Annotated in this window: 21 protein-coding genes; 11 read left to right on the top strand and 10 right to left on the bottom strand. The window is 64.2% G+C overall.

Going from position 1 to position 24,427, the window contains the following annotated elements; genetic code table 11:
- Nucleotides 1–4: 4 nt before the first annotated feature.
- A complete protein-coding gene (locus AQZ50_RS09455) occupies nt 5–1,408 on the top strand; it encodes a bifunctional ADP-dependent NAD(P)H-hydrate dehydratase/NAD(P)H-hydrate epimerase (RefSeq protein ID WP_067745840.1) in 1,404 nt (467 codons plus the stop codon).
- Nucleotides 1,375–2,613 carry a class I SAM-dependent RNA methyltransferase gene (locus AQZ50_RS09450; RefSeq protein WP_067745839.1) on the top strand — a complete coding sequence of 413 codons (1,239 nt, stop codon included), beginning with the start codon at nt 1,375–1,377 and terminating at the stop codon, nt 2,611–2,613. Before AQZ50_RS09455 ends, AQZ50_RS09450 begins: the two co-directional genes overlap by 34 nt.
- On the opposite strand, the gene AQZ50_RS09445 is transcribed toward AQZ50_RS09450, so the two are convergent.
- The 3 genes from AQZ50_RS09445 to AQZ50_RS09435 all read right to left on the bottom strand — a co-directional run bounded on the left by AQZ50_RS09445 (nt 2,610) and on the right by AQZ50_RS09435 (nt 5,043).
- Nucleotides 2,610–3,047: an MAPEG family protein gene (locus AQZ50_RS09445; protein WP_067745937.1), complete on the bottom strand. Its 438-nt coding sequence runs from the start codon at nt 3,045–3,047 to the stop codon at nt 2,610–2,612. The two genes, AQZ50_RS09450 and AQZ50_RS09445, sit on opposite strands and share 4 nt — an antisense overlap.
- A 104-nt stretch (nt 3,048–3,151) precedes the next feature.
- A complete protein-coding gene (locus AQZ50_RS09440) occupies nt 3,152–3,793 on the bottom strand; it encodes a class I SAM-dependent methyltransferase (protein WP_067745837.1) in 642 nt (213 codons plus the stop codon).
- A complete protein-coding gene (locus AQZ50_RS09435; RefSeq protein ID WP_067745835.1) occupies nt 3,790–5,043 on the bottom strand; it encodes a BtaA family protein in 1,254 nt (417 codons plus the stop codon). The genes AQZ50_RS09440 and AQZ50_RS09435 overlap by 4 nt, the downstream gene beginning before the upstream one ends.
- Before the next feature lie 222 nt (nt 5,044–5,265).
- On the opposite strand from AQZ50_RS09435, the gene AQZ50_RS20030 reads away from it, so the two are divergent.
- A complete protein-coding gene (locus tag AQZ50_RS20030) occupies nt 5,266–6,195 on the top strand; it encodes a diguanylate cyclase (RefSeq protein ID WP_082703533.1) in 930 nt (309 codons plus the stop codon).
- 77 nt (nt 6,196–6,272) lie between these two features.
- Here the strand turns inward: AQZ50_RS20030 and AQZ50_RS09420 are convergent, their stop codons facing one another.
- Together AQZ50_RS09420 and AQZ50_RS09415 are read right to left on the bottom strand one after the other, a co-directional pair.
- Nucleotides 6,273–6,632: a hypothetical protein gene (locus AQZ50_RS09420; protein ID WP_197412434.1), complete on the bottom strand. Its 360-nt coding sequence runs from the start codon at nt 6,630–6,632 to the stop codon at nt 6,273–6,275.
- Nucleotides 6,633–6,711: 79 nt separating this feature from the next.
- On the bottom strand, nt 6,712–7,710 hold the full coding sequence (locus tag AQZ50_RS09415) for a threonine ammonia-lyase (protein WP_067745829.1): 999 nt from the start codon (nt 7,708–7,710) through the stop codon (nt 6,712–6,714).
- Nucleotides 7,711–7,788: 78 nt separating this feature from the next.
- Between AQZ50_RS09415 and AQZ50_RS09410 the strand changes: the two genes are divergently transcribed.
- The 4 genes from AQZ50_RS09410 (at nt 7,789) to AQZ50_RS09395 (ending at nt 12,976) form a co-directional block, all read left to right on the top strand.
- Nucleotides 7,789–8,994, top strand: a complete 1,206-nt coding sequence (locus tag AQZ50_RS09410; RefSeq protein WP_067745828.1) for a saccharopine dehydrogenase family protein — start codon at nt 7,789–7,791, stop codon at nt 8,992–8,994.
- Between the two features lie 135 nt (nt 8,995–9,129).
- Entirely contained in the window at nt 9,130–10,314 is a 1,185-nt protein-coding gene (locus tag AQZ50_RS09405) for a carboxynorspermidine decarboxylase (protein WP_067745826.1), read from the top strand.
- 72 nt (nt 10,315–10,386) lie between these two features.
- A complete protein-coding gene (locus AQZ50_RS09400) occupies nt 10,387–11,607 on the top strand; it encodes a serine hydrolase domain-containing protein (RefSeq protein WP_067745823.1) in 1,221 nt (406 codons plus the stop codon).
- A gap of 157 nt (nt 11,608–11,764) precedes the next feature.
- The gene (locus AQZ50_RS09395; protein ID WP_197412431.1) at nt 11,765–12,976 is read left to right on the top strand and encodes a type III PLP-dependent enzyme; all 1,212 of its coding nucleotides are present in this window, start codon (nt 11,765–11,767) and stop codon (nt 12,974–12,976) included.
- Nucleotides 12,977–13,010: 34 nt separating this feature from the next.
- On the opposite strand, the gene AQZ50_RS09390 is transcribed toward AQZ50_RS09395, so the two are convergent.
- The 3 genes from AQZ50_RS09390 to murI all read right to left on the bottom strand — a co-directional run bounded on the left by AQZ50_RS09390 (nt 13,011) and on the right by murI (nt 16,110).
- Nucleotides 13,011–13,706, bottom strand: a complete 696-nt coding sequence (locus tag AQZ50_RS09390; protein WP_067745819.1) for a nitroreductase — start codon at nt 13,704–13,706, stop codon at nt 13,011–13,013.
- Nucleotides 13,707–13,875: 169 nt separating this feature from the next.
- Nucleotides 13,876–15,096: a 5-aminolevulinate synthase gene (gene hemA, locus AQZ50_RS09385; RefSeq protein WP_067745933.1), complete on the bottom strand. Its 1,221-nt coding sequence runs from the start codon at nt 15,094–15,096 to the stop codon at nt 13,876–13,878.
- A 186-nt stretch (nt 15,097–15,282) separates the two neighbouring features.
- Nucleotides 15,283–16,110, bottom strand: a complete 828-nt coding sequence (murI, locus tag AQZ50_RS09380; RefSeq protein ID WP_067745817.1) for a glutamate racemase — start codon at nt 16,108–16,110, stop codon at nt 15,283–15,285.
- Nucleotides 16,111–16,233: 123 nt separating this feature from the next.
- Here murI and plsY point away from each other — a divergent pair, with 123 nt between their 5' ends.
- The 3 genes from plsY (at nt 16,234) to topA (ending at nt 20,652) form a co-directional block, all read left to right on the top strand.
- A complete protein-coding gene (plsY, locus tag AQZ50_RS09375) occupies nt 16,234–16,833 on the top strand; it encodes a glycerol-3-phosphate 1-O-acyltransferase PlsY (RefSeq protein WP_067745815.1) in 600 nt (199 codons plus the stop codon).
- Nucleotides 16,830–17,954 (top strand): DNA-processing protein DprA, encoded by a 1,125-nt coding sequence (gene dprA, locus AQZ50_RS09370; protein ID WP_067745813.1) that lies wholly within the window; start codon nt 16,830–16,832, stop codon nt 17,952–17,954. The genes plsY and dprA overlap by 4 nt, the downstream gene beginning before the upstream one ends.
- Before the next feature lie 100 nt (nt 17,955–18,054).
- Nucleotides 18,055–20,652 (top strand): type I DNA topoisomerase, encoded by a 2,598-nt coding sequence (topA, locus tag AQZ50_RS09365; RefSeq protein ID WP_067745811.1) that lies wholly within the window; start codon nt 18,055–18,057, stop codon nt 20,650–20,652.
- 119 nt (nt 20,653–20,771) lie between these two features.
- On the opposite strand, the gene AQZ50_RS09360 is transcribed toward topA, so the two are convergent.
- Nucleotides 20,772–22,358, bottom strand: a complete 1,587-nt coding sequence (locus AQZ50_RS09360) for a hypothetical protein (RefSeq protein WP_156427289.1) — start codon at nt 22,356–22,358, stop codon at nt 20,772–20,774.
- Nucleotides 22,359–22,601: 243 nt separating this feature from the next.
- On the opposite strand from AQZ50_RS09360, the gene AQZ50_RS09355 reads away from it, so the two are divergent.
- Nucleotides 22,602–22,910 (top strand): transposase family protein, encoded by a 309-nt coding sequence (locus tag AQZ50_RS09355; RefSeq protein WP_067745807.1) that lies wholly within the window; start codon nt 22,602–22,604, stop codon nt 22,908–22,910.
- On the opposite strand, the gene AQZ50_RS09350 is transcribed toward AQZ50_RS09355, so the two are convergent.
- Nucleotides 22,893–24,425, bottom strand: a complete 1,533-nt coding sequence (locus AQZ50_RS09350; protein WP_231730190.1) for a hypothetical protein — start codon at nt 24,423–24,425, stop codon at nt 22,893–22,895. The genes AQZ50_RS09355 and AQZ50_RS09350 overlap by 18 nt on opposite strands.
- Nucleotides 24,426–24,427: the final 2 nt, after the last annotated feature.

Genomic DNA, 24,427 nt, shown 5'->3' with positions numbered 1-24,427 from the left:
CACGATGCCCCGAAACACTGATCAGGTGCTGACCGTCGCGGCGATGCGCGCGGCGGAACAGGCGCTGATCGATGCCGGTGCATCGGTCGAAAGCCTGATGGAGATGGCCGGGCACGGCGCCGGGGCCTATGTTCATCGCGTGGCAGGCGGGCGCGCGGTGACGATCCTGTGCGGGCCGGGCAACAATGGCGGCGACGGCTATGTCATCGCGCGCCACTTGTTCGAACGGGACGTGCCGGTGCGCGTCATCGCTGCGCTGCCGCCAAAGACTCGTGCGGCGCTGGCGGCGCGCGCGGCCTTTGCCGGGCCGATAATCGACGGGGTGCCCCCAAAATTGCCGCGCGGCGATGTGTTCGTCGATTGCCTGTTTGGCAGCGGGCTGACCCGCGCAGTGGACGCCGATCTCTTCGCCATGCTGAGCGCGCTGTTCGATCGGCACCATCATCGCATCGCGATCGATTTGCCGAGCGGGATCGAAAGCGACAGCGGCGCCGTGCTTAATCCCGGCTTGCCTGCGTTTGACCTGACAATTTCGCTCGGTGCGTGGAAACATGCGCATTTCGCCATGCCTTCGACGGCACTGATGGGCGCCTTGCGGCTGATCGACATCGGCTGTGCGGCGCAGGGCGATGCGGCCGGCGTGTTGCAGCGACCGCGCCTTGGCATACCAGCGCCCGATGCGCACAAGTATCGGCGCGGTTTGCTGGCTATCGTCGGCGGAGCGATGCCGGGCGCGACGTTGCTGTCGGCCAGTGCGGCGCGGCATGCCGGGGCAGGCTATCTGCGGCTGATCGCCGGGGCCGATCCGGGGCCGGTTCCTTATGATCTGGTCATCGTGCGCGAAACACCGGCGCAAGCGCTGGGCGACGGGCGCGTGGCGGCGGTATTGGTGGGGCCGGGGCTTGGCCGCGACCCCGGCGCACGCGAACGTTTGGGCGCGGCGCTGGCGGCGGGGCTGCCGACGGTTGTCGATGCAGACGGCCTTGTGCTGCTGCGTCCGGGGCAATGTGCCGGGGCGCCCATGGTGCTGACCCCGCATGAAGGCGAACTGGCCGCGCTCGAACGCGCGTTTGGCCTGCGCGGCGAAGGCGTGAAGCACGAGCGCGCCTTGCGCCTGGCAGCGGCGACCGGTGCCGTCGTGCTGGCCAAGGGGCCCGACAGCGTGATCGCCGCGCCCGATGGTCGCCTGATCCTCGCCCCGCGCGCGTCATCGTGGCTGTCGGTGGCGGGAACGGGCGATGTCCTGGCGGGGATCGTGGCAAGCCGATTGGCGGTTCACAAGGACGCCTTGCGCGCCGCGTGCGAGGGCGTTTGGCTGCATAGTGAGGCGGCACAGCTCGCCGGGCCCGCTTTTGCCGCCACCGACCTTGCCGAATGGGTGCCGCAGGCTGTACGGGCCTGTTTGTGATAGATACATCAGGATTGATCGTTCGCGTTGCCGCCAAAGGCGACGGCGCCACTGCCGATGGCCGCTATATGGCGCTTGCCGCGCCCGGCGACGTTATCGAGGCAGACGGCACGCTGACTCATGGCCCCGACCATGTCGAGCCGGCCTGCCGCCATTTTCCGACATGCGGCTCGTGCCAGTTGCAGCATTTGTCCGACCGCGCGCTGGCCACTTATGTCGGCGAACGCGTCGCGGGGGCGGCGCGGGGGCAGGGGATCGATCCTGACGAAGTGCCGCCCGCGCATGTTTCGCCCGCAGGGGCCCGGCGCCGCGCGACGCTCCATGCCCAGGCAATCGGCAAACGCGTGGTGATCGGCTTCCGCGAACAGGCATCGCATCGCATTGTCGATTTGAAGCAATGCGCCGTGATCGAGCCCGCGCTGTTTGCGCTCGTCGCCCCGCTGCGCGCGCTGTTGGGGGTGAATCCCGACCGCAAGCTGTCGGTCGATGCCGAAATGACGCTGTGCGATCAGGGCGTGTCGCTTTCGCTTTCGGGCTATGAGGCCGAGGGCCTTGCCGCGACCGAGGCGCTGCTCGATTTTGCGCGCGAGAATGCGCTGGCTCGGCTGACGCTCGACAACGGGCTCGGCCCCGAAACCGTGTGGGAGCCAGAGCCCGTCACGGTGACGTTTTCGGGAACCCCGGTGTCGCTGCCGCCGGGTGCCTTTCTTCAGGCCACCGTCGATGGCGAAGCGGCGCTGGTCGATGCGGCGCGCGAATGGCTGGCAGGCGCCGCGACCGTGGCCGATCTGTTTTCCGGGCTCGGCACGTTCGCTTTTGCCTTTGCCGCGACGGGTGCCAAAGTGCTGGCCGTCGAAGCCGCGCGCGATGCGCATATGGCCTGTCAGGGCGCGGCGCGGATGACGGGGCGGCCGGTCCATGCGCTCCATCGCGATCTGTTCCGCAATCCGCTGCGCATCGAGGAGCTTGATCGCTTTGCCGGAGTCCTGCTCGATCCGCCGCGGGCGGGCGCGCGCGAACAAGTCGAACAGATCGCCGGCTCGCGCGTCGCGCGGGTGGTCTATATCAGCTGCAATCCGGCAAGCTGGGCGCGCGATGCAGCGCATCTGATCGCGGGGGGCTATCGTCTGGCCGGGCTTCGCGCGGTGGGCCAGTTCCGCTGGTCAACGCATGTCGAACTGGCCAGTTTCTTCGTGCGCGATTAACGGCCCATCACCGCAAAACAGTCCGCCGCCGCGCGGATCGCCAGCACGACGAGGCAGGCTGTGTAAATGTTGAACAGCGCAAAGCGCACCGGGATGCGGTTGACCAACGCCTGCCACAGCGAATGCACAATGCGCAAGCCCACGTAGCCCCAGGCCAGCGCGACATCGATGCGATCCGCGCCCATCAGCGCAAGGATCATGGTCACGGCGTAGAACAGCGTCGGCTGTTCGGTCAGATGCGAATAATTGTGCGATTTCCAATTGATACGCGGCGGCAATACGGTTTCAAGATCCTGCCCGCGACCACCGGGCGGCGCCTTGCCGAGCCCGGCAACGCCGCCAAGCGCGGGTATCCGGGTCAAGCCCATCCAGCCGAGCATGATCAACGTCCAAAGCACCAGTACCGCCGCCGGTGCCAAAATCGCCGCGTGCATGGCTTCTTGCATCGCATCCCCCTGTTGTATCCTTGCAGTCCAGACTGCGCACGGTGGGGAGCGGTGTCAAACCCTCGCTATCGACTCTCGCTGCAACTCTCGCGTCAGGGCCGACTGAGCGTGATCAACTGGTAATAGCGCAAGGGGCCATGCGCCTTGGCAAAAGTCAGCCCGTGCGATGCGGCGATCCGTGCGGCATGGACGCTCATGTCGTCGCGCGGGGTGACATGAAACAGCCGCAACCAACCGCGCAACAACGCCGAGAGCGGGCGCGGCAAGTCGGTCAGATCGCCGAAATCGACGATATGCAGCCGTCCTCCGGGCGCCAGCAGCCCGGCGGCATGGGCAATCGTGCCCTGCCAGTCGGGGATCATCGACAGCGCATAGGACAGCACGACATGATCGAACCCGGCGGTCCCGAACAGGCTTTGCGGATCGAATGCTGTCGCATCGCCCGCCGCCAGCCTTGCGCGGTCCCCCAGTTTGGCCGCCGCCAGCGTCAACATCTCCTGCGAAATGTCGAGGCCGTAAAGCCGCATATCGGGCCAGGCCCGCTCCACTTGGGCAAGATTGCGTCCGGTGCCGCAGCCCAGTTCGAGCACGCTTTCGCCGGGCCGCGCGTCCAGTTGGGCAATCAGTCGGTCGCGCCCAAACAGGTAATATTTGCGCGTCAGATCATAGATATGTTTCTGGCGGCGATAGACGCGGTCCATCAGGGCGCCATGCCCGGCAACGGCGCTGGTCATGCGGGCAACTCGTAAAGGTGAACCCCGCCATAGATCGACGAGCGGTCGCGGCGGGTATAATCGGCCGATGCCTCGGCATGATAGGTCCAGCGCGACAGGATCGCATCATCGACCCGCCCCGGCAGGAGGCTGGGCTCGGCAGCGGTGCGGAACAGCACGCGCGCGCCGGGCCGCGCGGTGCGGGTCACTTCGCGCCACAAGTCATTGAGCTGCGCATCGCTCATCCAGTCCTGCGCATCGAGCAGGACATAGCGATCGAGCGAGGCAGCGGGCTGGCTGGCGAGATATTCGGTCAGATTGGCATGGCGTACATCGACCCGGTCGACCCGCGCGCGCACGTTGTCCCAGTTCGCCTGTTGCAGATAGGGCGGCAGCGGCGCGTCGGCCTCGCGGCCATAGCCGCGCGAAAACGCCTGCCAGGCGAAATAGTTGTCCTCGACCGCGAAATCGCAGGCCAGCTTTTCAAGGCGGCGGCGCAGGACTTCGGCCATCGGCTGATTGCCCGCCAGCGCGTCGAACTGCGCCGGGGGAATGCCGAGGCCAAACAGGGCGGCGGGCTGTTCGGTCAGCCAACGGACGAATTTCTTGTCGAACACCGGCGCCAGTTGCGCTTCGAACACTTCGCGCTGCGCCGCGCGGGTCGGCGCGGTCAGGATCGTTTTCAGGTCGATGCGATAGATCTTGGCCAGCAAGTGCGCCATGCCGATGAACCCGCCGAGCAGCCCGCGCTTGTAGATCCCCTTGCGAAACCCGCCGATGCGGCGACGCAACGTCAGATCGCGGCCTTCCCAATAGCGCCGGGTCGGCTCGTCGAGATAAGGCGCAACATAGGCGTGATAGGCGGCAAGGTTCGACGGCTTGTCCGCTTCGGCGAAAAAGCGGCGGAAATGCGCGTAATCGGGCAAGTGCCTGGCCGAGGCGAGCTTCAGCTTGCCCAGCGCGACATGCGCGGTGTTGAGATCGACCGCCGTGATCGCGGCAGGATCGGCAACGAGATAGGACAGGACATTGCACCCGCCGCTGGCAATCGCGATCATGCGGCTGTCGGGGCGGATCGCCAGCGCCTCCATATCGACTTCGGGATCTTCCCAGATCTGCGCATAGACGAGGCCGCGAAAGGCAAAGGCAAAGGCATGGTCGAGCACTTTGCCGGCAACACCCGCGCCCTTGCGCACCACAGCCTTGGCAATCGGCGGTTTTGCGCCGTTTATCGTGGCGTCTGCGGTCTCGCGCGGCAATTTCATGACCATCCGTAATAACCCTATGACTTATTGTGATGCGGGTTTTAAGGCAGTCCTGTTGCGGATTTGTGGCAAGCGCCTGGCGAATGTGACTCTGCCGGGCCCCCACATCACGGACCGGTACATCCGCCGTAGCAACGATGCAGGACCGCCGTTTGCGTCTTGTGAAGGTTTTACCCTTATTTAACGACAGTCGGATACGCGCGTCATGCGGGTTTGCGGGAGGGATACATGGCCATTCCAAACTTGTCCGGCGAGCAGATGCGTACGGTGCTCAAGTCCCTCGAACAGGCCCTGTATAGCCATGAGCAATGGGCTGAAGCTCTTTACGGCGCCTTGATCTGCCGTCTGGAGCCTGATCAACGGGATGTCAGCAGCGAGGCCCATCGTCTGTGCCGCTTTGGTCAATGGTATTACACATCGGGTATCGCCGAACTTGGCCACCACCCCGGTTTCCTCGAGATCGGTCTCGAACATGAACGCATGCATCAACATGCGGCGGATCTGCTGCGCGCCTCTATGAATGGCCTGACGATCCCGATCCACGCCTATGAGCGGTTTGGAACCGCGTTGAAGCGTCTGCGTCTCGAATTTGAGACCCTTGAGTATGAAATCCATGAGGCGCTGGTAAATCTCGATCCCTTGACTGGAACGCCGAACCGCGCCGGGATGCTTACCAAACTTCGTGAGGAGCGCGAACAGGTATCGCGCGGCATGCATAACTGTGCTGTCGTGATGATGGATCTGGATTTATTCAAAACGGTCAACGACCAGTACGGACACCGCGTCGGAGATCGTGTGCTGAGCGAATTTTCCTACTACGTGATGGCTCAACTGCGACCTTATGATAAGGTTTTTCGTTATGGGGGAGAGGAGTTTCTGATTTGCCTGCCGGACACCGACCTCGAAACAGGGTGGGTCATCATCGAACGGCTGCGTGAGGGGCTCGCGGCGTTGCTGTTCGACGCCGACGGAGGCAGGCAATTCCAGGTTACCGCTTCCTTCGGCATAACTCTTCTGGATCCCCGGGTTCTCGTAGAACGATCGATCGATCGCGCCGACAAGGCCCTCTACGCAGCCAAGGGCAAGGGACGAAATTGCGTCGTGACCTGGGATGTTTCCATGGACATCTGGCCCGTGAAATCCGAAAACCCTGATTAGGATCCAAGGCTGGAACGACTGCTCTTGAAGCGGAATCTGCGGTCAATCCGGCCGGGACACACCAGAGTTCGCAGCGCTCACTGATAGCGCAACGTGTTCTCGAACCCAACATTGGCCTTGGTCATCCGGGTCAGTTTTCGAAGATTGGCGCGGACATATCTTTCAAAGCGCCGATCATCATAAATACCCGTAATCCGATACTCATCCCGACCGAGCAATTGCTTGAGGCGATCCGCGAAACTGGCCTGATCATCCTTGCCGGCGGCGGTTTTCAGGGCTTGGCAGACCCATTCTTCGGCGGCTGCCTTGTCATAGTCGTCCTGGGCTTCATAGCCCTGCTTGTCAGCCGCCGCCTGATCAAGGCGCGCTGCGTCGATGCGGCATTCCAGCCATTTGCGGACCAGTGCGCTGTCCCACGCCTTTAAAGAAACGCTCATCATGCTCTCCAACCCCGGCCCGCGACGACAAGCTGCGACTAATGGTCCAATTCTGACATTCGCTACCGCTTTCGGCCAGTCAATCCTCGGCGATCAGCATTCGCGCATAAGCAGCGCGATCGACATTGCCGCCCGACAGGATGACTGCCGTGCGGCCGTCGGCGGGGACTTTACCGGCGATCAGGGCGGCGAGGGCGACGGCGGCGCCGGGTTCGATCACCAGATGCAACGCAGCAAAGGCCAGTCGTTGTGCCGCGCGGATTTCGGACTCGGTGACGGTGGCACCGGTTACGCCGTTGTCGCGCAAGACGGTGAAATTGATCGGAAAGGTGGCCAGCGTCTGGAGCGCGTCGCAGGCGGTGGGCGGGGCATTGGCGGCGACGGTTTCGATCGTGCCGGTGGCAAGGCTGCGGGTGACGTCGTCCCAGTGTTCGGGCTCGACCAGCACGACTTGCGCGTCGGGGCAGGCCAGCGCGAGGCCGGAGGCAAGGCCGCCGCCGCCGCAGGGGCACACGATGCGCGTCGGCGCGCCGCCCGCCTGGCTGGCCATCTGGTCGGCCAGTTCGATCCCGGCGCTGCCCTGGCCTTCGATCACCCAAGCATCGGCAAAGGCGTGGACGAGGATCGCGCCCGATTGGGCGACGAGTTCGGCGGCGATGGCGTCGCGCGATTGCGCGCGCCGGTCATAGAGCACCACGTCCGCGCCCAGCGCCCGTGTTGCGGACAGCTTTACCCCCGGCGCGTCGGTGGGCATGACGATAGTCGCCGCGATCCCGAGCCGAGCCGCCGCCCAGGCGACGCCTTGCGCATGATTGCCGCTCGATACCGCGACGATCCCGCGCGCGCGTTCGTCCGCCGTCAGGTCGGTCAGGCGATGCCAGGCGCCGCGAATCTTGAACGCGCCGACGGGTTGCAGGCTTTCCACTTTGCACCACACCGTCTCGCCGGAAGGCAGGGCCAGCGGGAGCAGCGGGGTGCGCGGCAAGAGCGCGGCAATCTTGCCGGCGGCGCGCAGTACGCCTTCGCGCGTCGGCAGGCGGCTTTTTGACGGGGATGAAACGGGACTTGGGTTTGTCATCGTGATATTCTACACGCGCGCTCCATTGCCTGTCGCGCCCTTTTGCGTGACGGTCCATTCGTGTTTCGGAGAATCCCCATGGCCAAGGTCCTTGTCATCGGCGCCGGCGGCGTCGGCTCGGTTGCTGTCCACAAGATGGCAATGAACCCCGGCATTTTCAGCGAAATCGCGCTGGCAAGCCGGACGAAGTCGAAATGCGACGCGATTGCCGCCTCGGTCAAGACGCGCACCGGGGTCGATGTCGCGACCTATCAGATCGATGCCGACGATGTCGCCGCGACGACCGCGCTGCTGCGTGACATCAAGCCGGTGCTCGTGGTCAATCTCGCGCTGCCCTATCAGGATCTGGCGATCATGGATGCCTGCCTTGCCGCCGGCGTCAACTATATGGACACCGCCAATTACGAGCCGCGCGAAGAGGCGAAGTTCGAATACAAGTGGCAATGGGCCTATCAGGAGCGGTTCCGCGCGGCAGGGCTGACCGCGCTGCTCGGTTCGGGCTTCGATCCGGGCGTGACCAGCGTCTTTGCGATGTGGCTGAAAAAGCACAAGCTCGACACGATCCGCACGCTCGACATTCTCGATTGCAACGGCGGCGATCATGGTCAGGCCTTTGCCACCAATTTCAACCCGGAAATCAACATCCGCGAAGTGACCGCGCCCGCGCGCCACTGGGAAAACGGGGCCTTTGTCGAAACCCCGGCGATGAGCGTGAAGCAGAGCTTCGACTTCGAAGCGGTCGGCCCCAAGAACATGTACATGATGTATCATGAAGAGCTGGAAAGCCTGGCGAAGTTCATCCCCGAAATGGAGCGCGCGCGCTTCTGGATGACCTTTGGCGATGCCTATCTCATGCATCTGACCGTGTTGCAGAATGTCGGCATGACGCGGATCGATCCGGTGATCTATGAAGGCAAGGCAATCGTCCCCCTGCAATTCCTGAAAGCCGTGCTGCCCGAACCGGCCTCGCTCGGCGCCACGACCAAGGGCAAGACCAATATCGGCGACATTGCCACCGGCACCAGGGACGGGGTCGAAAAGACGTATTATATCTACAACATCTGCGACCACGAAGATGCCTATGCCGAAACCGGCAACCAGGCGATCAGCTATACCACCGGGGTCCCGGCGATGATCGGCGCCGCGCTGCTGGTACAGGGCGTGTGGAGCGGGGCGGGCGTGTTCAACATCGAACAGATGGATCCCGATCCGTTCATGGACATGCTCAACACGCAGGGCCTGCCGTGGCAGGTCAAGGAACTCGACGGGCCGCTGGCGTTTTAATCCAAAATTCGCGGAAGGGCGAATTTTGAAGCGGCACCGGCCCGCTCCCCCACCCGACCACCCATAGGGTACATCCGTCGGGTGGTCGGGTGGGGGAGCGGGCCGGCTCCGCAACCTTGCAATGGAGCGACGACGATGGAAACCAGGGCTGGCGATCCGGGGGCTTTTGCCCATTTCGACTTGTCGCGGGTCGACAGCCCCGCTTTCGTCGTCGATGCGGCGGCGCTGCGGCGCAATCTCGGCGTGTTGGCGGATGTCCGCGACCGCGCCGGGATCAAGCTGCTTGCCGCGTTGAAAGCATTCAGCATGTGGCGCGTGGCCCCGTTGATCACGCGGTATCTCGACGGGGTGTGTACCTCGGGCCTGTGGGAAGCCAAACTGGCGGGCGAACATTACGCCGGTGGCGAGATCGCGACCTATTGCGCCGGGTACAAGGCCGAAGACCTGCCCGAAATTTGCCGCCTGTCGGATCATATCCTGTTCAATTCGCCGGGCCAGATCGCGCGCTTTGCCGATGCCCTGGCGGCCGCACGGCTGCGCGGCGACAGCTTTGACGTCGGTCTGCGCATCAATCCGCTGCATGCCGAAGGCGAAGTGCCGCGCTATGACCCGTGCGCGCCGCATTCGCGGCTCGGCTTTCCTGTCGACCAATTGGTCGAGGCGCATCTCGAAGGCGTCGACGGCATTCATTTCCATACCCTGTGCGAACAGGATTTCGAGCCGCTGCGGCGGACGTGGGATGCGGTCAAGCCCCGATTGAAGCCGTTTTTCGGGCGCCTGAAGTGGCTCAATTTCGGCGGCGGGCACCATATCACGCGCGCCGATTACCAACGCGACGACCTCGTCGCGTTCCTGAAGGCGGTGAAGGCCGAGACCGGTTGCGACATCTATCTCGAACCGGGCGAGGCAGTCGCGCTCGATGCGGGGATTCTGGTCGGCACCGTGCTCGACGCCCATGAAAACGGCATGCCGCTGGCGATCACCGACATTTCCGCGACGTGTCACATGCCCGATGTGATCGAGGCGCCCTATCGCCCGGCCATGCTCGGCGAACAGGGCGAAGACAGCGGCGATGATCCGGTGCGGCTTGGCGGGCCATCATGCCTCGCAGGCGATGTGATCGGCGATTATCGCCTGCCGGTGCCGTGCGAGCCGGGCGCGCGCTTCGCCTTTCTCGATCAGGCGCATTATTCGATGGTCAAGACCACCACGTTCAACGGGGTGCCGCTGCCGTCGATCTGGCTGTGGGACAGCGAAACCGACGCGCTCGAACGCGTGCGCAGCTTTGCCTACGAGGATTTCCGCGACCGTCTGTCGTAAAGGCTTGGATTTTCCCCGGACTGCGGCAGACTGCGATGGGACATCACAGGCTGCATACCGGGAGAGAATGCCATGACCGAACCCCTGCTCGACGCCGTTGCCAGCAATCCCGTCACGATGGGCTGGATGCAGGGGTTTCCGCCGCCGCGCGACAAGCAAGTGCTGTGGCGCGAAGGCGATCATTGGCGCTTTCCCAAGACTCGCTGGGCCTTTTCGCATTACCGCGAATTGCTGCCGACAGTGCGCGTCGCAGGGCGCGCCGCTGCCGCGCTGCCCCGCGCGATCGACGAAGATCTGGGCAAGCTGTCGTTTACTCCGCTGGGCAGCGAAACCCCGATGACGCTCGATCAGGGGTTGCTGGCGACATACGCCGATGGCCTGCTGGTGGTCCACAAGGGGCAAGTGATCTTTCAGCGCTGGTTCGGCGCAACCGGGCCCGAAACGCGCCACATTGCCTTTTCGGTGACCAAGAGCTTTGTCGGCACGATCGCGGCGACGCTGATCGCGCAAGGGCTGCTCGACCCCGCCGCGCCGGTTGCCGCCTATGCGCCCGAACTGGCGAGCAGCGGCTTTGGCAATGCCACCGTGCGCCAGGTCATGGACATGACGACCGCGGTCGATTTCAGCGAGGAATACACCGATCCGAAATCGGGCATCGGCGCCTATAGCGCGGCGGTCGGCTTCATGCCGCCCCCGACAGACTATGACGGCCCGCGCGACATGTGGTCGTTTCTGGGCGCGATTGCCGCCAGCGGCGATCATGGCTGGGCCTTTACCTATCGCACATGCAACACCGACGTGCTCAACTGGATCGTCACGCGCGTCACGGGCAAGAGCTTTGCGACCAATCTGTCGGAACGGTTCTGGCAGCCGCTGGGCATGGCCGATGCCGACGTGATGGTCGATTCGATCGGCACTCCGTTTGCGGGCGGCGGGCTGTGTCTTCGCCTCGAAGACCTCGCCCGGTTTGGCGAAATGATCCGCCAAGGTGGGGAGGGGGTGGTCCCGCCCGCCGCGATCGCCGCGATCCGCCTCGGCGGGCGGCCCGATCAGTTCGACACGCCGCACTATCCCTCCTTGCCGGGATGGAGCTATGGCAGCCAGTGGTGGCACAGTCATGGCGCAGATGGCGGCTTTTCCGCACGCGGCATTCATGGTCAGGCCTTGTGGATTGCGCCGGAGGCCGATCTCGTCATCGCGCGGTTCGGTTCGCACCCGGTGGCCGGGAACGCCGGGAACGATCCCATTTCGATCCCCATGTGGCAGGCTGTCGGTCGCCACTTGCGCGGTTAGCGACCATTTTGTTTCAGTTTTTTGACAGCTTTGAGATCCAGCAAATTTTTCCCTTGAATTGGGGGGGGGAGGGGCTATTTACGCCCTTCGCTGCCCCATGGGGACTTCCAAACCGCAAGGCAGCTTTGTCCAACTATTCGTTTGGGGGTCCCTTGAGTTGCACCATTATCTCGATGCTTTGGCCGTAGTCGGCGCCACCGCGCCCGATCAACCCGCCATTCTCAATCGCCCGCATGCCGCTGCGCGTGCCGCCCGCTTCTTTGTCGAGAAGTTTCCGGGCAAGACGCTCTATGCGGTCAAGGCCAACCCGTCGCCCGACCTGATCAAGGTGCTGTGGGAGACCGGGGTCACTCACTATGACGTCGCCTCGATCGGCGAAACGCGGCTCGTGCGCGGGCTTTTGCCCGATGCGACGCTGTGCTTCATGCATCCGGTCAAGGCGCCCGGCGCGATCGTCGAAGCCTATCGTGATCATGGCGTGCGCACGTTCAGCCTCGATTCGATCGAGGAACTGGACAAGATCCGCAAGGCAACGACCGAAGCGAACGGCGGGATCGAGCCCACCGATCTGACGCTGTGCGTGCGTCTGCGCGTCTCCTCTGAATATTCCGAGCTGAGCCTGGCGTCCAAATTCGGCTGCGAGCTGGCCGATGCGCGCGAACTGCTTCAGGCCGCGCGGCAACTGGCCGATTGCCTGGGCATCTGTTTCCACGTCGGCAGCCAGGCGATGACGCCGTTTGCCTATGTTCAGGCGCTGGAAAAGGTGCGCGCGGCGATCGTCGATGCCTCGGTCACGGTCGACATCATCGATGTCGGCGGCGGCTTTCCCTCGATCTATCCGGGGATGGAGCCGCCCCCGCTCGAAGATTTCTTTGCGCTGATCGACCGCACCTATGAATCGCTGCCGGTGTCCTATTCGGCGGAACTGTGGTGCGAACCGGGCCGCGCGCTGTCGGCGGAATACAATTCGATCGTGGTGCGCGTCGAACGCCGCCGCGACAACGAGCTGTATATCAACGATGGCGCCTATGGCGCGCTGTTCGATGCGGCGCATGTCGGCTGGCGCTTTCCGGTGCGGCTGTTGCGCGCCGAAGGCAGCACGGCGGAGCTGGTTCCGTTCAGCTTCTACGGCCCGACGTGCGATGACATGGACCACATGGCCGGCCCGTTCGATCTGCCCGCCGATACCGGCGCCGGCGATTATATCGAGATCGGCATGCTGGGCGCCTATGGCGCGGCGATGAAGACCGTATTCAACGGCTTTGGCGCGACCGAAGTCTTTGAAGTGTCGGACGAGCCTATGGCCAGCCAGTATCGCGGCGACCGGCGCGATCCGCGCGTCAGCGATAACGTCGTTTCGCTGCGCTGAGTCGAAATAGACGCCTCCCCCGCCGGGGAGGCGTTTATGCGTCGAAGCCGATGAAACGGGCCGCTTCCTCGACGCTTTTGCGTCGCGAGACGACGGCATTGGCGGGAAAGCTGTCATCGGGCCAACCCATCGCGACGCAGATCATGATCACCTGATCGTCGGCGATCTGCGCGTATTCGCGGACCACCGGGCTTTGCATGATGCCCTGGCTGTTGATCACGCAGCCAAGCCCCCGCGACCAGGCGGCATTGACCAGAGCCGTCGTCACCGCGCCGCAATCGAACGGCGCGATGTCTCCGCCAAACAGCGCGCGATCATACGTCACCACGATCGAGACCGGCGCATCGAACTGGCGAAACCCGCGCAAGACCCAGTCCTGCCGCTTTGGCTTGTCTTCGCGCGCGATGTCCATCGCTGCAAACAACTGCTTGGCGATGTCCACCTGTCGTTCGCGGTGCGCGCCTTCATAGACTTCGAATTTGCGAAATTCGCGCGATTCCGGGACACCTTCCAGCGTGCGGCGCGTGTTTTCGGCGCGGATGCGATCGAGCGGCGCGCCGGTGACGACGCTGAAATTCCATGGCTGCGTGTTGAGCGATGACGGCGCGCGCATGGCCAGGTGCAGCACTTCCTCGATCAGCGCGCGCGGCACCGGTTTTTGCAGAAACCCGCGAATGCTGCGGCGTCCGAGCACCACTTCGTCATACGACAGCCCTTTGTCCAACACCATCTCTCCCGTTTCATCTCTCAACCGATCGATTAAACGGTTTGTGGCGCAGGACAAGACCCACTTCAAATTAGCTTGGGTCATGGTCTTGCAGACCAGACCCAAACGCAAAACGCGCCGGACCATGGCTGATCCGGCGCGCGCGCGAACACGGTGTCCGTGGTGCAGCGGCTCAGGCGGCCTTGCGCTTTTCGAGCGCGAGGCGCTGCCAGATTTCGACGAGCGCCTGGGTCAGGTCGACCATCATGGCGCGGGTATGCTGCGGGCCCGGTGTAAAGCGCAGCCGCTCGGTCCCGCGCGGAACGGTCGGGAAATTGATCGGCTGCACATAGACGCCATATTCGGCCAGCAGGATGTCGCTGACCTTTTTGGCGCGCACCGGGTCGCCGACCATCAGCGGCACGATGTGCGTGGTCGAATCCATCACCGGCAGGCCCGCCTCGGCAAACAGCGCTTTCAGCGTCGCAGCGGCTTCCTGTTGCGCCTCGCGCTCGACATTCGAGGCCTTGAGGTGACGCACAGCCGCGAGCACGCCCGCGACCAGCACCGGCGAAAGCGACGTGGTGAAGATAAAGCCCGGCGCATAGGAGCGGATCACATCGATGATCCGGCGATCGGCGGCGATGTAACCGCCCATCACGCCAAACGCCTTGCCCAACGTACCTTCGATGATGTCGATCCGGTGCGCCGCGTCATCGCGTTCGGAAATGCCGCCGCCGCGCGCGCCATACATGCCCACGGCGTGGACTTCGTCGATATAGGTGAGCGCGTTGTATTTTTCGGCCAGATCGCAAATCGCGTGGATCGGCGAAATGTCGGCATCCATCGAATAGACGCTTTCAAACGCGATCAGCTTTGGCAGCGCGGGGTCGGTTTCGGCCAGCAGCTCTTCGAGGTGTTCGACATCGTTATGACGGAACACGCGCTTTTCCGCGCCCGAATTGCGAATGCCCGCAATCATCGAGGCGTGATTCAATTCGTCGGAAAAGATCACGCAGCCGGGCAGGACTTTGGCCAGCGTCGACAGCGTCGCATCGTTCGAGACATAGCCCGAGGTGAACAGAAGCGCGGCTTCCTTGTCATGAAGGTCGGCCAGCTCGGTTTCGAGGTCGATGTGATAATGCGTGTTGCCGCCGATGTTGCGCGTCCCGCCCGAGCCGGCGCCGACATCGTGCAGCGCCTCTTCCATCGCGGCGATCACTTTGGGGTGCTGGCCCATGGCGAGATAATCGTTCGAGCACCACACCGTGATCGGCTTGGGCCCATTGTGACCGGCAAAGCATCGCGCGTTGGGATAGGCGCCCTTGTTGCGCAGGATGTCGATGAAAACCCGGTAACGACCCTCGGTATGCAGCCGATCAATCGCGGAGTCGAAAACCTGATCGTAATTCACCCGCCGCTCCTTTTCGCTCGGAAGGCCATGCATGCCCCCGGCGGTCTGTCCAGCCCATCCTTCTCCCCAGGTAATGGGCTTGATCATCGCTTTACCCCTGTTTCTCGGCGTTTGCCAACCGGTTTCAGGCCTTATCCAAAGGTCTCAGGCAACGTTCTGATATGGATCAAAACGTTCTGATATGGATCAAAACAGGGCAATCCGTTCGAGGCCCGCTGCGGAAAGCGCAGGCGTCAGCTCGGCGAGATCCTTCTCGTCGCGGGTAAACAGGGCCAGATCGGGCTCGCAGCGGGCAAATTCCTGCCCCTGGGTCAGCGATACGATGCGCCGGGCGATCCCCTCGGCCCCATCGACGAAACGCACGCCGGGACCAAAGCTTTCGTGTAATTCGTTGGCGATCAAGGGAAAATGCGTGCAGGCCAGAACCACCGTATCGATCCGGTCGCCCCCCGGCATGGCGCGCAAGGCGGCCACTGCGCGGCGGGCGGCTGCCGGATCGACCGGATGCCCGCGCAATCGCGCCTCGGCTGCGGTAACGAGTTCGGGCGCGCCATGGCGCAACAGGATCTTGTCTGCGGCGAAGAGGGCCTCGAGTCGATCGACATAGCCCTGGCGGATCGTCGCTTCGGTGCCGAGCAAGCCGATCACGCCGCTTTGCGTCATCGCCGCAGCCGGCTTGATCGCGGGCACCGTGCCGACAATCGGCACTTCGAGCACGTCGCGCACCGCCGCAAGCGCGATCGTCGATGCCGTGTTGCAGGCAATGCACACCAGGCGCGGGCGCAACCGCTCGGTCATCCGCCCGAGCAGCCCCGACACCCGCGCGGCGATTTCGGCCTCGGACTTCTGTCCATAGGGAAGCCCCGCATTGTCGGCGACATAGATCACCGGCGCCTGCGGCAAGAGCCGACGCAAGGCCGCCAGAACCGACAGGCCGCCCACGCCGGAATCGAACATCAGGATGGGCTGGCCCGGATCGTGTCGGGCAGGGTCATGTTCTGTCTGTGGGGCCATGATCCCCCGCGATATGGCCCCTGGGAGTCGAAACGTCGAGATCCCCGCGCCACTTTTACCCTCTCCCTTTTGCGCGCGGTCATCGCTACACGGCGTGGAAATGGTTTGGAGGCATGCTTACCGATGATCGGCGATCCCTTGCGTCATGTGCTGTTCGCCGTGCTCCTTGGCTATGGCCTTGGCGCGATCCCGTTTGGGCTGATCCTGGCGCGGATCGGCGGCGCGGGGGATCTTCGCGCCATCGGGTCGGGCAATATCGGCGCGACCAATGTCCTGCGTACCGGGCGCAAGGGGCTGGCTGCGGCGACGCTGCTGCTCGATCTGGCCAAAGGCGCGGCGGCGGTATGCCTGGCGCGGGCGCTGTGGCCGGGGTCCGAAGGCGCGGCGGCGGCAGGCGCGGTGATCGGACATTGCTATCCGGTCTGGCTGCATTTTCGCGGCGGCAAAGGGGTGGCGACCTTGATGGGGGTTTCGCTCGGGCTCGCCTGGCCGATCGGGCTGGTCTATGCGGTTGTCTGGCTCGGCGTGCTCGGCCTGTCGCGGATTTCCTCGCTTGGCGGGATATGCGCCGCGGTCGCCGCTCCGGTCGCCGCGCTGGCGCTCGGCCATGGCGCCTATGCGCAAGTGCTGGCGCCGCTCGCGCTGCTCGTGGTGTGGCTGCATCGCGCCAATATCGCGCGGCTGCGTGCCGGGACCGAGCCGCGCGTGGGCAAGCGGGCATGAGCCTTGCGCTGCCGGAGGCGGAACGGTTCGCCCGTGTGCGCCTGTTGCGCTCGCCGCATGTCGGGCCGGTTACTTATTATCACTTGCTCAGCCGCTTTGGCAGCGCCGAAGCCGCGTTGCCCGTGCTGCCCGATCTCGCGGCGCGGGGCGGGGCGCCCTATCGGCTTGCGGCGGCGGATCGGATCGAGGCCGAATTCGAAGCCGCCATGCGGGGCGGGGCGCACTATCTGTTTCACGACGGCCCCGATTATCCGCTGGCCTTGCTGGCAATCGATCATCCGCCGCCGGTGCTGAGCGTGCGGGGCGATCTGTCGCTGTTCGATCAGCCCGCCGTGGCGATGGTCGGCGCGCGCAATGCCTCGGCGGGCGCGGTGCGCATGGCGCGCGATTTTTCCGCCGGGCTGGCTGCGCGCGGCTTTGTCGTCATTTCGGGGCTGGCGCGCGGGATCGACGCAGCAGCGCACCTCGGCGCGCTGGGCGGGCGGCGCGGAGATGGCGGCACGATCGCGGTCATCGCCGGGGGGATCGACGTGGTCTATCCGCCCGACCATGCCGAATTGCAGGAACGCATTGCCAACGAGGGCTTGCTCGTTGCTGAAATGCCGCCGGGCACCGAGCCGCAGGCGCGTCATTTCCCCTCGCGCAACCGGATCATTGCCGGGCTTGCCGCCGGGACCGTCGTGATCGAGGCGGCGCCCAAGTCGGGATCGCTGATCACCGCGCGGCTGGCGGGGGAATATGGGCGAGAGGTCATGGCCGTGCCCGGATCGCCGCTCGATGCCCGCGCGCAAGGCTGCAACCGGCTGATCCGCGAAGGCGCGATCCTGGTGCAAAGTGCCGAGGACATTGCCGAACTGGTCGAAACGTTCGAAGGCACCGCGCGGTCTACTTTCCGTGACAGCGGGATTGCCGATTACCAGGGCAGCGATCCCGAAGAGGCGGACAGCACCGATCTCGTCGAACGCATCGCCGGGCTGCTTGGCACCGCGCCGGTGGCGATCGACGAACTGATCCGCCAGAGCGGCGCCGCCCCCGGCACGGTGCAGGACGCCTTGCTCGATCTCGAATTGGCCGGGCGGCTGGTGCGCCATGCCGGCGGGCGGGTCAGCCTGATGGCGTGACTTTGGCGCTTAATCACTTGACGGCACCCCAAGGCTTTCCCCACCCTCGCGTGTACGTACACGTAGCCCATCCCGTTTTCAGGACATTCGGCACTCGCCCATGAAGCTGGTCATCGTTGAATCCCCGGCCAAAGCCAAGACGATCGAGAAGTATCTCGGTCCCGGCTACAAGGTTCTCGCATCGTATGGGCACGTCCGCGACCTGCCGGTCAAGGATGGCTCGGTCCGTCCGGATGAAGACTTCGCGATGGATTGGGAGCTTTATGCCGACAAACAGGCGCGGATCAAGGCCATCGCCGATGCCGCCAAGGGCGCCGAACGTCTGATTCTCGCGACCGACCCTGATCGCGAGGGCGAAGCGATTTCGTGGCATGTGCGCGAATTGCTGGCAAAGCGCCGCGTCCTGCCCAAGGATGTGCAGCGAGTGACGTTCAACGCCATCACCAAGGCGACCGTGACCGCCGCGATGGCGCAACCGCGCGAGCTCGATCAGGATCTGATCGATGCCTATCTCGCCCGCCGTGCGCTCGATTACCTGTTCGGCTTTACGCTCTCGCCGGTGCTGTGGCGCAAATTGCCCGGCGCGAAATCGGCAGGCCGCGTGCAATCGGTGTCGCTGCGCCTGATCGTCGAGCGCGAGCGCGAGATCGAAGCGTTCCGGTCGCAGGAATATTGGTCGGTCGCCGCCCGCATGGAGCATGGCGGCACGCCCTTTACCGCGCGTCTGGTGCGCTTTGACGGGGAAAAGCTCGACCGCCTGTCGCTGGGCGACGAAGGCGCCGCCAATCGTGCCAAGGCCACGGTCGAAGCGGCGACTTTCCGCGTCGAGGATGTCGATACCCGGCCCACCCGGCGCCATCCGCAGCCGCCGTTCACGACTTCGACCCTGCAACAGGAAGCCGCGCGCAAGCTCGGCTTTTCGGCCAGCCACACGATGCGCGTGGCGCAGACGCTGTATGAAGCAGGCGCGATCACCTATATGCGTACCGACGGGGTCCAGATGGATTCCTCGGCCATTTCAGAAGCGCGCAAGGTCATTTCCGACCGCTATGACGGGCATTACCTGCCCGAAAAGCCGCGCCTTTACGAAACCAAGGCCAAGAACGCGCAAGAAGCGCACGAAGCGATCCGCCCGACCGAATTCACCCGCGATCATTTCGGTTCGGGCGACGAAGCCCGGCTTTACGATCTGGTGTGGAAGCGCGCGCTGGCCAGCCAGATGGCCTCGGCCAATATCGAGCGCACGACGGTCACCTTGCGCGAAGGCACCGGCAAGCACGAACTGCGCGCCACGGGCCAGGTCGTGCGCTTTGCCGGGTTCCTTGCGGTCTATGAAGAAGGCCGCGACCAGAAAGCCGACGCAGAGGACGATGAAAGCGGCCTGTTGCCCGTGATGCGCGCCGGGGATCTGCCGGCCAAGCGCAGCGTCGAGGCGACCCAGCATTTCACCCAGCCGCCGCCGCGCTATTCCGAAGCCTCGCTGGTCAAGCGGCTCGAAGAGCTCGGCATCGGTCGACCTTCGACTTATGCCTCGACGCTGCAGGTGCTCAAGGACCGGATGTATGTTCGGGTCGAAAAGAACCGCTTCTTTGCCGAGGAATCGGGTCGGTTGCTGACCGCGTTTCTCGAACGGTTTTTCGATCGCTACGTCGCCTATGAATTCACCGCCGGGATGGAAGAAGAGCTTGACGACGTGTCGGGCGGACGCGCCGCCTGGAAAGACGTGCTCGCCGCATTCTGGCGCGATTTCAAGCCGAAGTCGGACGAAGTGATGGAGCGCAAGCCGAGCGAGGTGACCGCCGAGCTTGACACGTTCCTGGCCGATTACCTGTTTCCCCCGCGCGCCGACGGCACCGATCCGCGCCAGTGCCCCAAATGCGAAGGCGGGCGGCTCGCGCTGCGCGGCGGGCGTTATGGCGCATTTGTGGCGTGTTCGAACTATCCCGAATGCAAGTTTACCCGCAAATTCGCCCAGGGCGGCGACAATGGCGACAGCGGCGCGAGCGAAGATGCCGCGCTTGGCCGCGATCCGGTCACCGACCTTGAAGTCGTGCGCCGCACCGGGCGGTTTGGCCCCTATATCCAGTTGGGCGACGGCAAGGAGGCCAAGCGCGCCTCGATCCCCAAGGACATCGCCGAGCTTGATCTCGAATGGGCGCTCAAGTTGCTGTCCTTGCCGCGCGAAATCGGCGCGCACCCGGAAACGGGCAAGCCGATTACCGCCTCAATCGGTCGCTATGGCCCCTATCTGGCGCATGACGGCAAATATGCCCGGCTGCGCTCGACTGCCGAAGTGTTTGAAACCGGCATGAACGCCGCCGTGGTCAAGCTGGCCGAAGCCGCTGCCGGCGCGGGGGCCCGCGCGGGGCGGGCGACAGAGCCGCTCAAGGTGTTTGGGCCGCATCCGGTTTCCGGCGTGGACGTGCGGCTGATGGCCGGGCGCTATGGCGCTTATGTCACCGACGGCACGACCAATGCCACCTTGCCCAAGGACAAGGCGCCCGAAACGCTGACGCTCGAAGATGCGGTGGCGCTGATTGACGCGCGTGCGGCGGCTGCTCCGGCCAAAGGGCGCAAGAAGGCACCGGCCAAAAAGGCCCCGGCGAAAAAGGTTGGCGCAAAAGAGGCGGGCACAAAAGAGGCCGCGCCCGCCAAGGCGAAGAAGCCGCCCGCCAAAAAGAAAGTTGCAGCGGAATAGGGCGTGTGCCGCTGCTGAAACGGGTCCAGGAGACGCTGAGGCGAGGACGAAACGATCCTCGCACGTTACGCGGCGAAATTCTCCTGGCCTCGGAATTCCCGAGTGTGGTCGTTACGCTGTTATCGGGCCATTTGCTGGGCGGCAGGATGCGGGGCAGCCTGCCACTGGTCGGGCCCGATGCAGCAGAAGGCGCCCGTCGCGTGGGCGCGGGCCCGCAGGGGCGCGGGCAGAGCGCTGCACGCCAACACCGCGCCTGATGATTGGCGCTGCCTGAGATAGGCAAGCGGGTCGGTCAGCCTGCCGCTCCATTGCGGTTCGAGAACCGATATCTTGTGATCGGGCAAGGGCGCATCCATGAAGGTGAAATACGTCACGTCATCCACCAACAGGCGCGCGGGGTGGCCTTGCGGCGTGATGCCACAGGCTGCGGCGGCACGCAGGATCTGGCGGCGTACCCCGCCATAATCGGCCAGCCCCACCGAATCGGACTGCCCGGGCAGATAACCGCCCTTGCCTATCGTAGCGACCAGCGAGGGGCCGTAAATTGCCAGAATCGCCATCGCGCTGATGGGCAACGCGAGACCGATCGTGATCGCCACGCGGCGCAAGGCGGTGGGCACGCGTTCGGGCAAGACGCGGGCGGACAAGGCCAGCGCATAAGTCAGCGTCAGGAGCGGCAGGACAAAGCTGGCCTCATAGACATTGCGCACCACCTGCGACACGCACCACGCCGAGGCGCAGGCGAGCGTGACCCCGGCCAGCCACAGCGAGCGATCCATCCGCCGCCCCCACCAAGCCGCGACAAGGGTCCACACCGTCAGCACGAAGCCGGCCAGCCACAGGGCGATCATCACGACCGTCCATGCGATCTGGGTCGGCTTGCCCACCAGGTGAGGTTGCAGCCAGTTGGACATGGGCGTGACATCGGGTGTCGCCTGCGCGACATAGACGGGCAATTGGTAATTGGCGATCAGGCGCAAGGGCGCCATGGCCCAGCCGCCGCCTGCCAGCAATTGCAGGCCCAGGCTCTGCCTGGCATGCTCGGCGGCGATCAGGGGGTCGCCGGGACAGGCCAAGCGCCCGAACCAATAGCGCGCGGATACCGCCGTCACCGCGAGAAGCGCCAGAATGCACAGTCCCTGGATCATCCAGGCCCGGCGCGGCGGTGCCGCCGCGATCATCGCGGCGATGAACAAGGGCACGAGGATCAGCGCCTTGAAATGATAGGACAGCGCAATCACGCCCAGCATCAGGATCGACACTGGCGCCCACCAGCGCGCGGGGGCATCTCTGGCCGGGCCGCAGGCGATCAGCAGGCTGGCCGTCGCGGCCAGAATGATCGGCTGTTCGGGGCGGCTCCACACCAGCAGCCACGGCATCACGCCCAGCCCCATCAGGCCACAGCACAGCATCGTCAAATGGTTGCGGCGCTGCTGATCCCCAGCGACCCGGCGGATCAGCACCAGCAGCATGGCCCCCCACATCAGCGCATAGGCCACGCCCGAGAGGCGTACCGCAAACGGCGCGGGCCAGGCGGTGTTGAAGAATGCCGAATACCAGCGCACCGGCCACATGAACCATGCCGGTGCGGCCAGCGTGTTGGGCCCGCACTGTTCGGAATACAGCTTGTCCACGCCATCGATGCCGGCGCGTTCCTGAAGGCGCCACCCCACCTCGTCCGTGTAGAGCGGCAGGGCCAACCCCACCAGCAACATCAAGAACAAAATGGCAGGTGTCGATTTCGGCAACCAGCGCGCCAAACGCGATGCCGGGTCGAGTGAAGTATTCATGAAGGGCAATTTGCACAACGTGTGTTGGATCGCAACCGGGATGCCCCAATAGAACCGGGCAATCGGGTGCGTTTGCGCGGGCCAAATCGGCGAAATGCTGAATCCCTGCGCCCCTTGATGATTGGGACGTGGAGCACAAGAAAGACAACGCGGGACGAGGTGCTGTATGGTGACATTGGTTTTCTGGACTATTTCTCGAATTTTCCGGATCAACGCCAGTTAATCAATGTGGTCTATCTGCTTGATGAGATGGCGCTTCTGTCGCTTTTGGCAGTGCCGGCCGGGGCCGTGACGTTTTTCGACATCGCCCGCTTCGGCGAAAACAAACTCTATCTGCGGCGCAGGTTTCCGCCGTTTCAGCAGTGCTTTGTGGCCTGGGTGGCGGGTCGCGACCGTCAAACCAATCGGCGTTCATTCCAAAAGAAGGGTGCTACCGCGCCGCCCGCAAATTCAGCCGGTGTGTTTTAGCCGGTATAGGCCGAAATGGTGCGTGCCAAGAACAAACTCGCTATAGCGTTCATAGTCATGCGCCAGAAAATCGGCCACCACCGCCCGGGTGATGTGGTTGGGCATATAGACCTCCGTCCATTCGCCGACCAGCACGACATCGGGGCGCGATATCATGATACGCGCCACTTCGCGGCCGGAGTCGACGCCGATCGCCGGTGCTTCGGTCCAGGTGTTGAGGTGGATGGAAAAGGCATAGCGCGTCGGGATGCAGGCATCGACGCTGCGATAGAGCCCCGGCTCGCCATCGAACTGATAGAAACAGCCGCCGTGCATTTCGCTCCGGATCAGTTGGGTCATGGCCTCGAACTGGTCGGCAGTGCCGCGGTTCTTTAACTGGATGCCCATGACCGCCAGTCCGCCGACCGCACTCGCCACCAGCAGGAAACGACCGAACCAGCGTTCAGCCGGGACCGGCCGCGCCAGAACCGGCGCCGACAAGACCGCCAGCGGGGTCAGCATCGGCGCGACATAATGGTCATACCAGGTACCAAACACGAGGTATCCGATGACCGCCGCCACCGCCCATGTACGCAGCACCGCCGGGACGACCGGATGGTGCGGACGCGGCATCGCCATGAAACGCGGCGCAACCAGCACCGCCAGCCAGAACGGGGTCAGCGCGATCAATTGTGTCGCCAGCCGCGGCCACGAGGCATTGCCGTCGGGCAGGCGTTGCAGGATCGAGATGAAATTGGCCTGAAGGAATTCCGGGCCGTGGCCGATCGCGGCAAACCAGCCATAGGCCAGCGCCGTCGGCGCCAGCGCCGCCAATGCCCAGGCGAGCCCGGCGAGCGCGAGCCGCCGCCAGGACCAGACATCAGCCCAGCCGCGCGCCAACAGCATCAGGCCAAAGGCGATCCCTTCGAACAGCACCGAATATTTGATCTGCAGCGCCAGACCGACCAGCAGCATGATCGCCATGCCGCGCATGACAAGATGCGGCGCTTCGGGGCGCTTCCACGCTTCGACCAGCAACATCGCGGCCAGCGCCATCAACAGATTGTAAAACACCGGTGCCTGGCCAAAGGCGCAGGAAAAAGCCGGCATCGCGAAAATGTAGACGGCACCCGCCAACCACGCCGACGAAGGGCGCGAAATTTCGCGAGCCAGACGCTGCACAACCAGCGCGGTAGCCGCAGTCGAGGCTATCCCGAACAATTGATAGATGCGAACCGGATCGCCCGGAACGAGCAGGAACATGCGATAGAGCAGGAAGAGACCGATCGGCTTGCGGTCCCAGATGTCGACGAAAGGCAGTGCGCCGTGATTCCAGCGATCGGCGACCAGCAGATAGAATTGCTCGTCGACATGAACGACGGGATTACCAAATAAAATCAAACGGAACGCAAGCGCAACTGCGGCGTATTGAAGAAACGTGAGCCATGCCCCGGACAGCCCGAACGAACTGATAGGCAGGCGAGCCGGCAGGCCGCCAGCCGCCGGTACATAAGTCGCGCCTGCCAATTCCTGCATGC

The organism is Novosphingobium sp. Fuku2-ISO-50, from assembly GCF_001519055.1.
GTDB lineage: Bacteria > Pseudomonadota > Alphaproteobacteria > Sphingomonadales > Sphingomonadaceae > Novosphingobium.
This window is presented reverse-complemented; position numbering and strand designations above follow the sequence as displayed.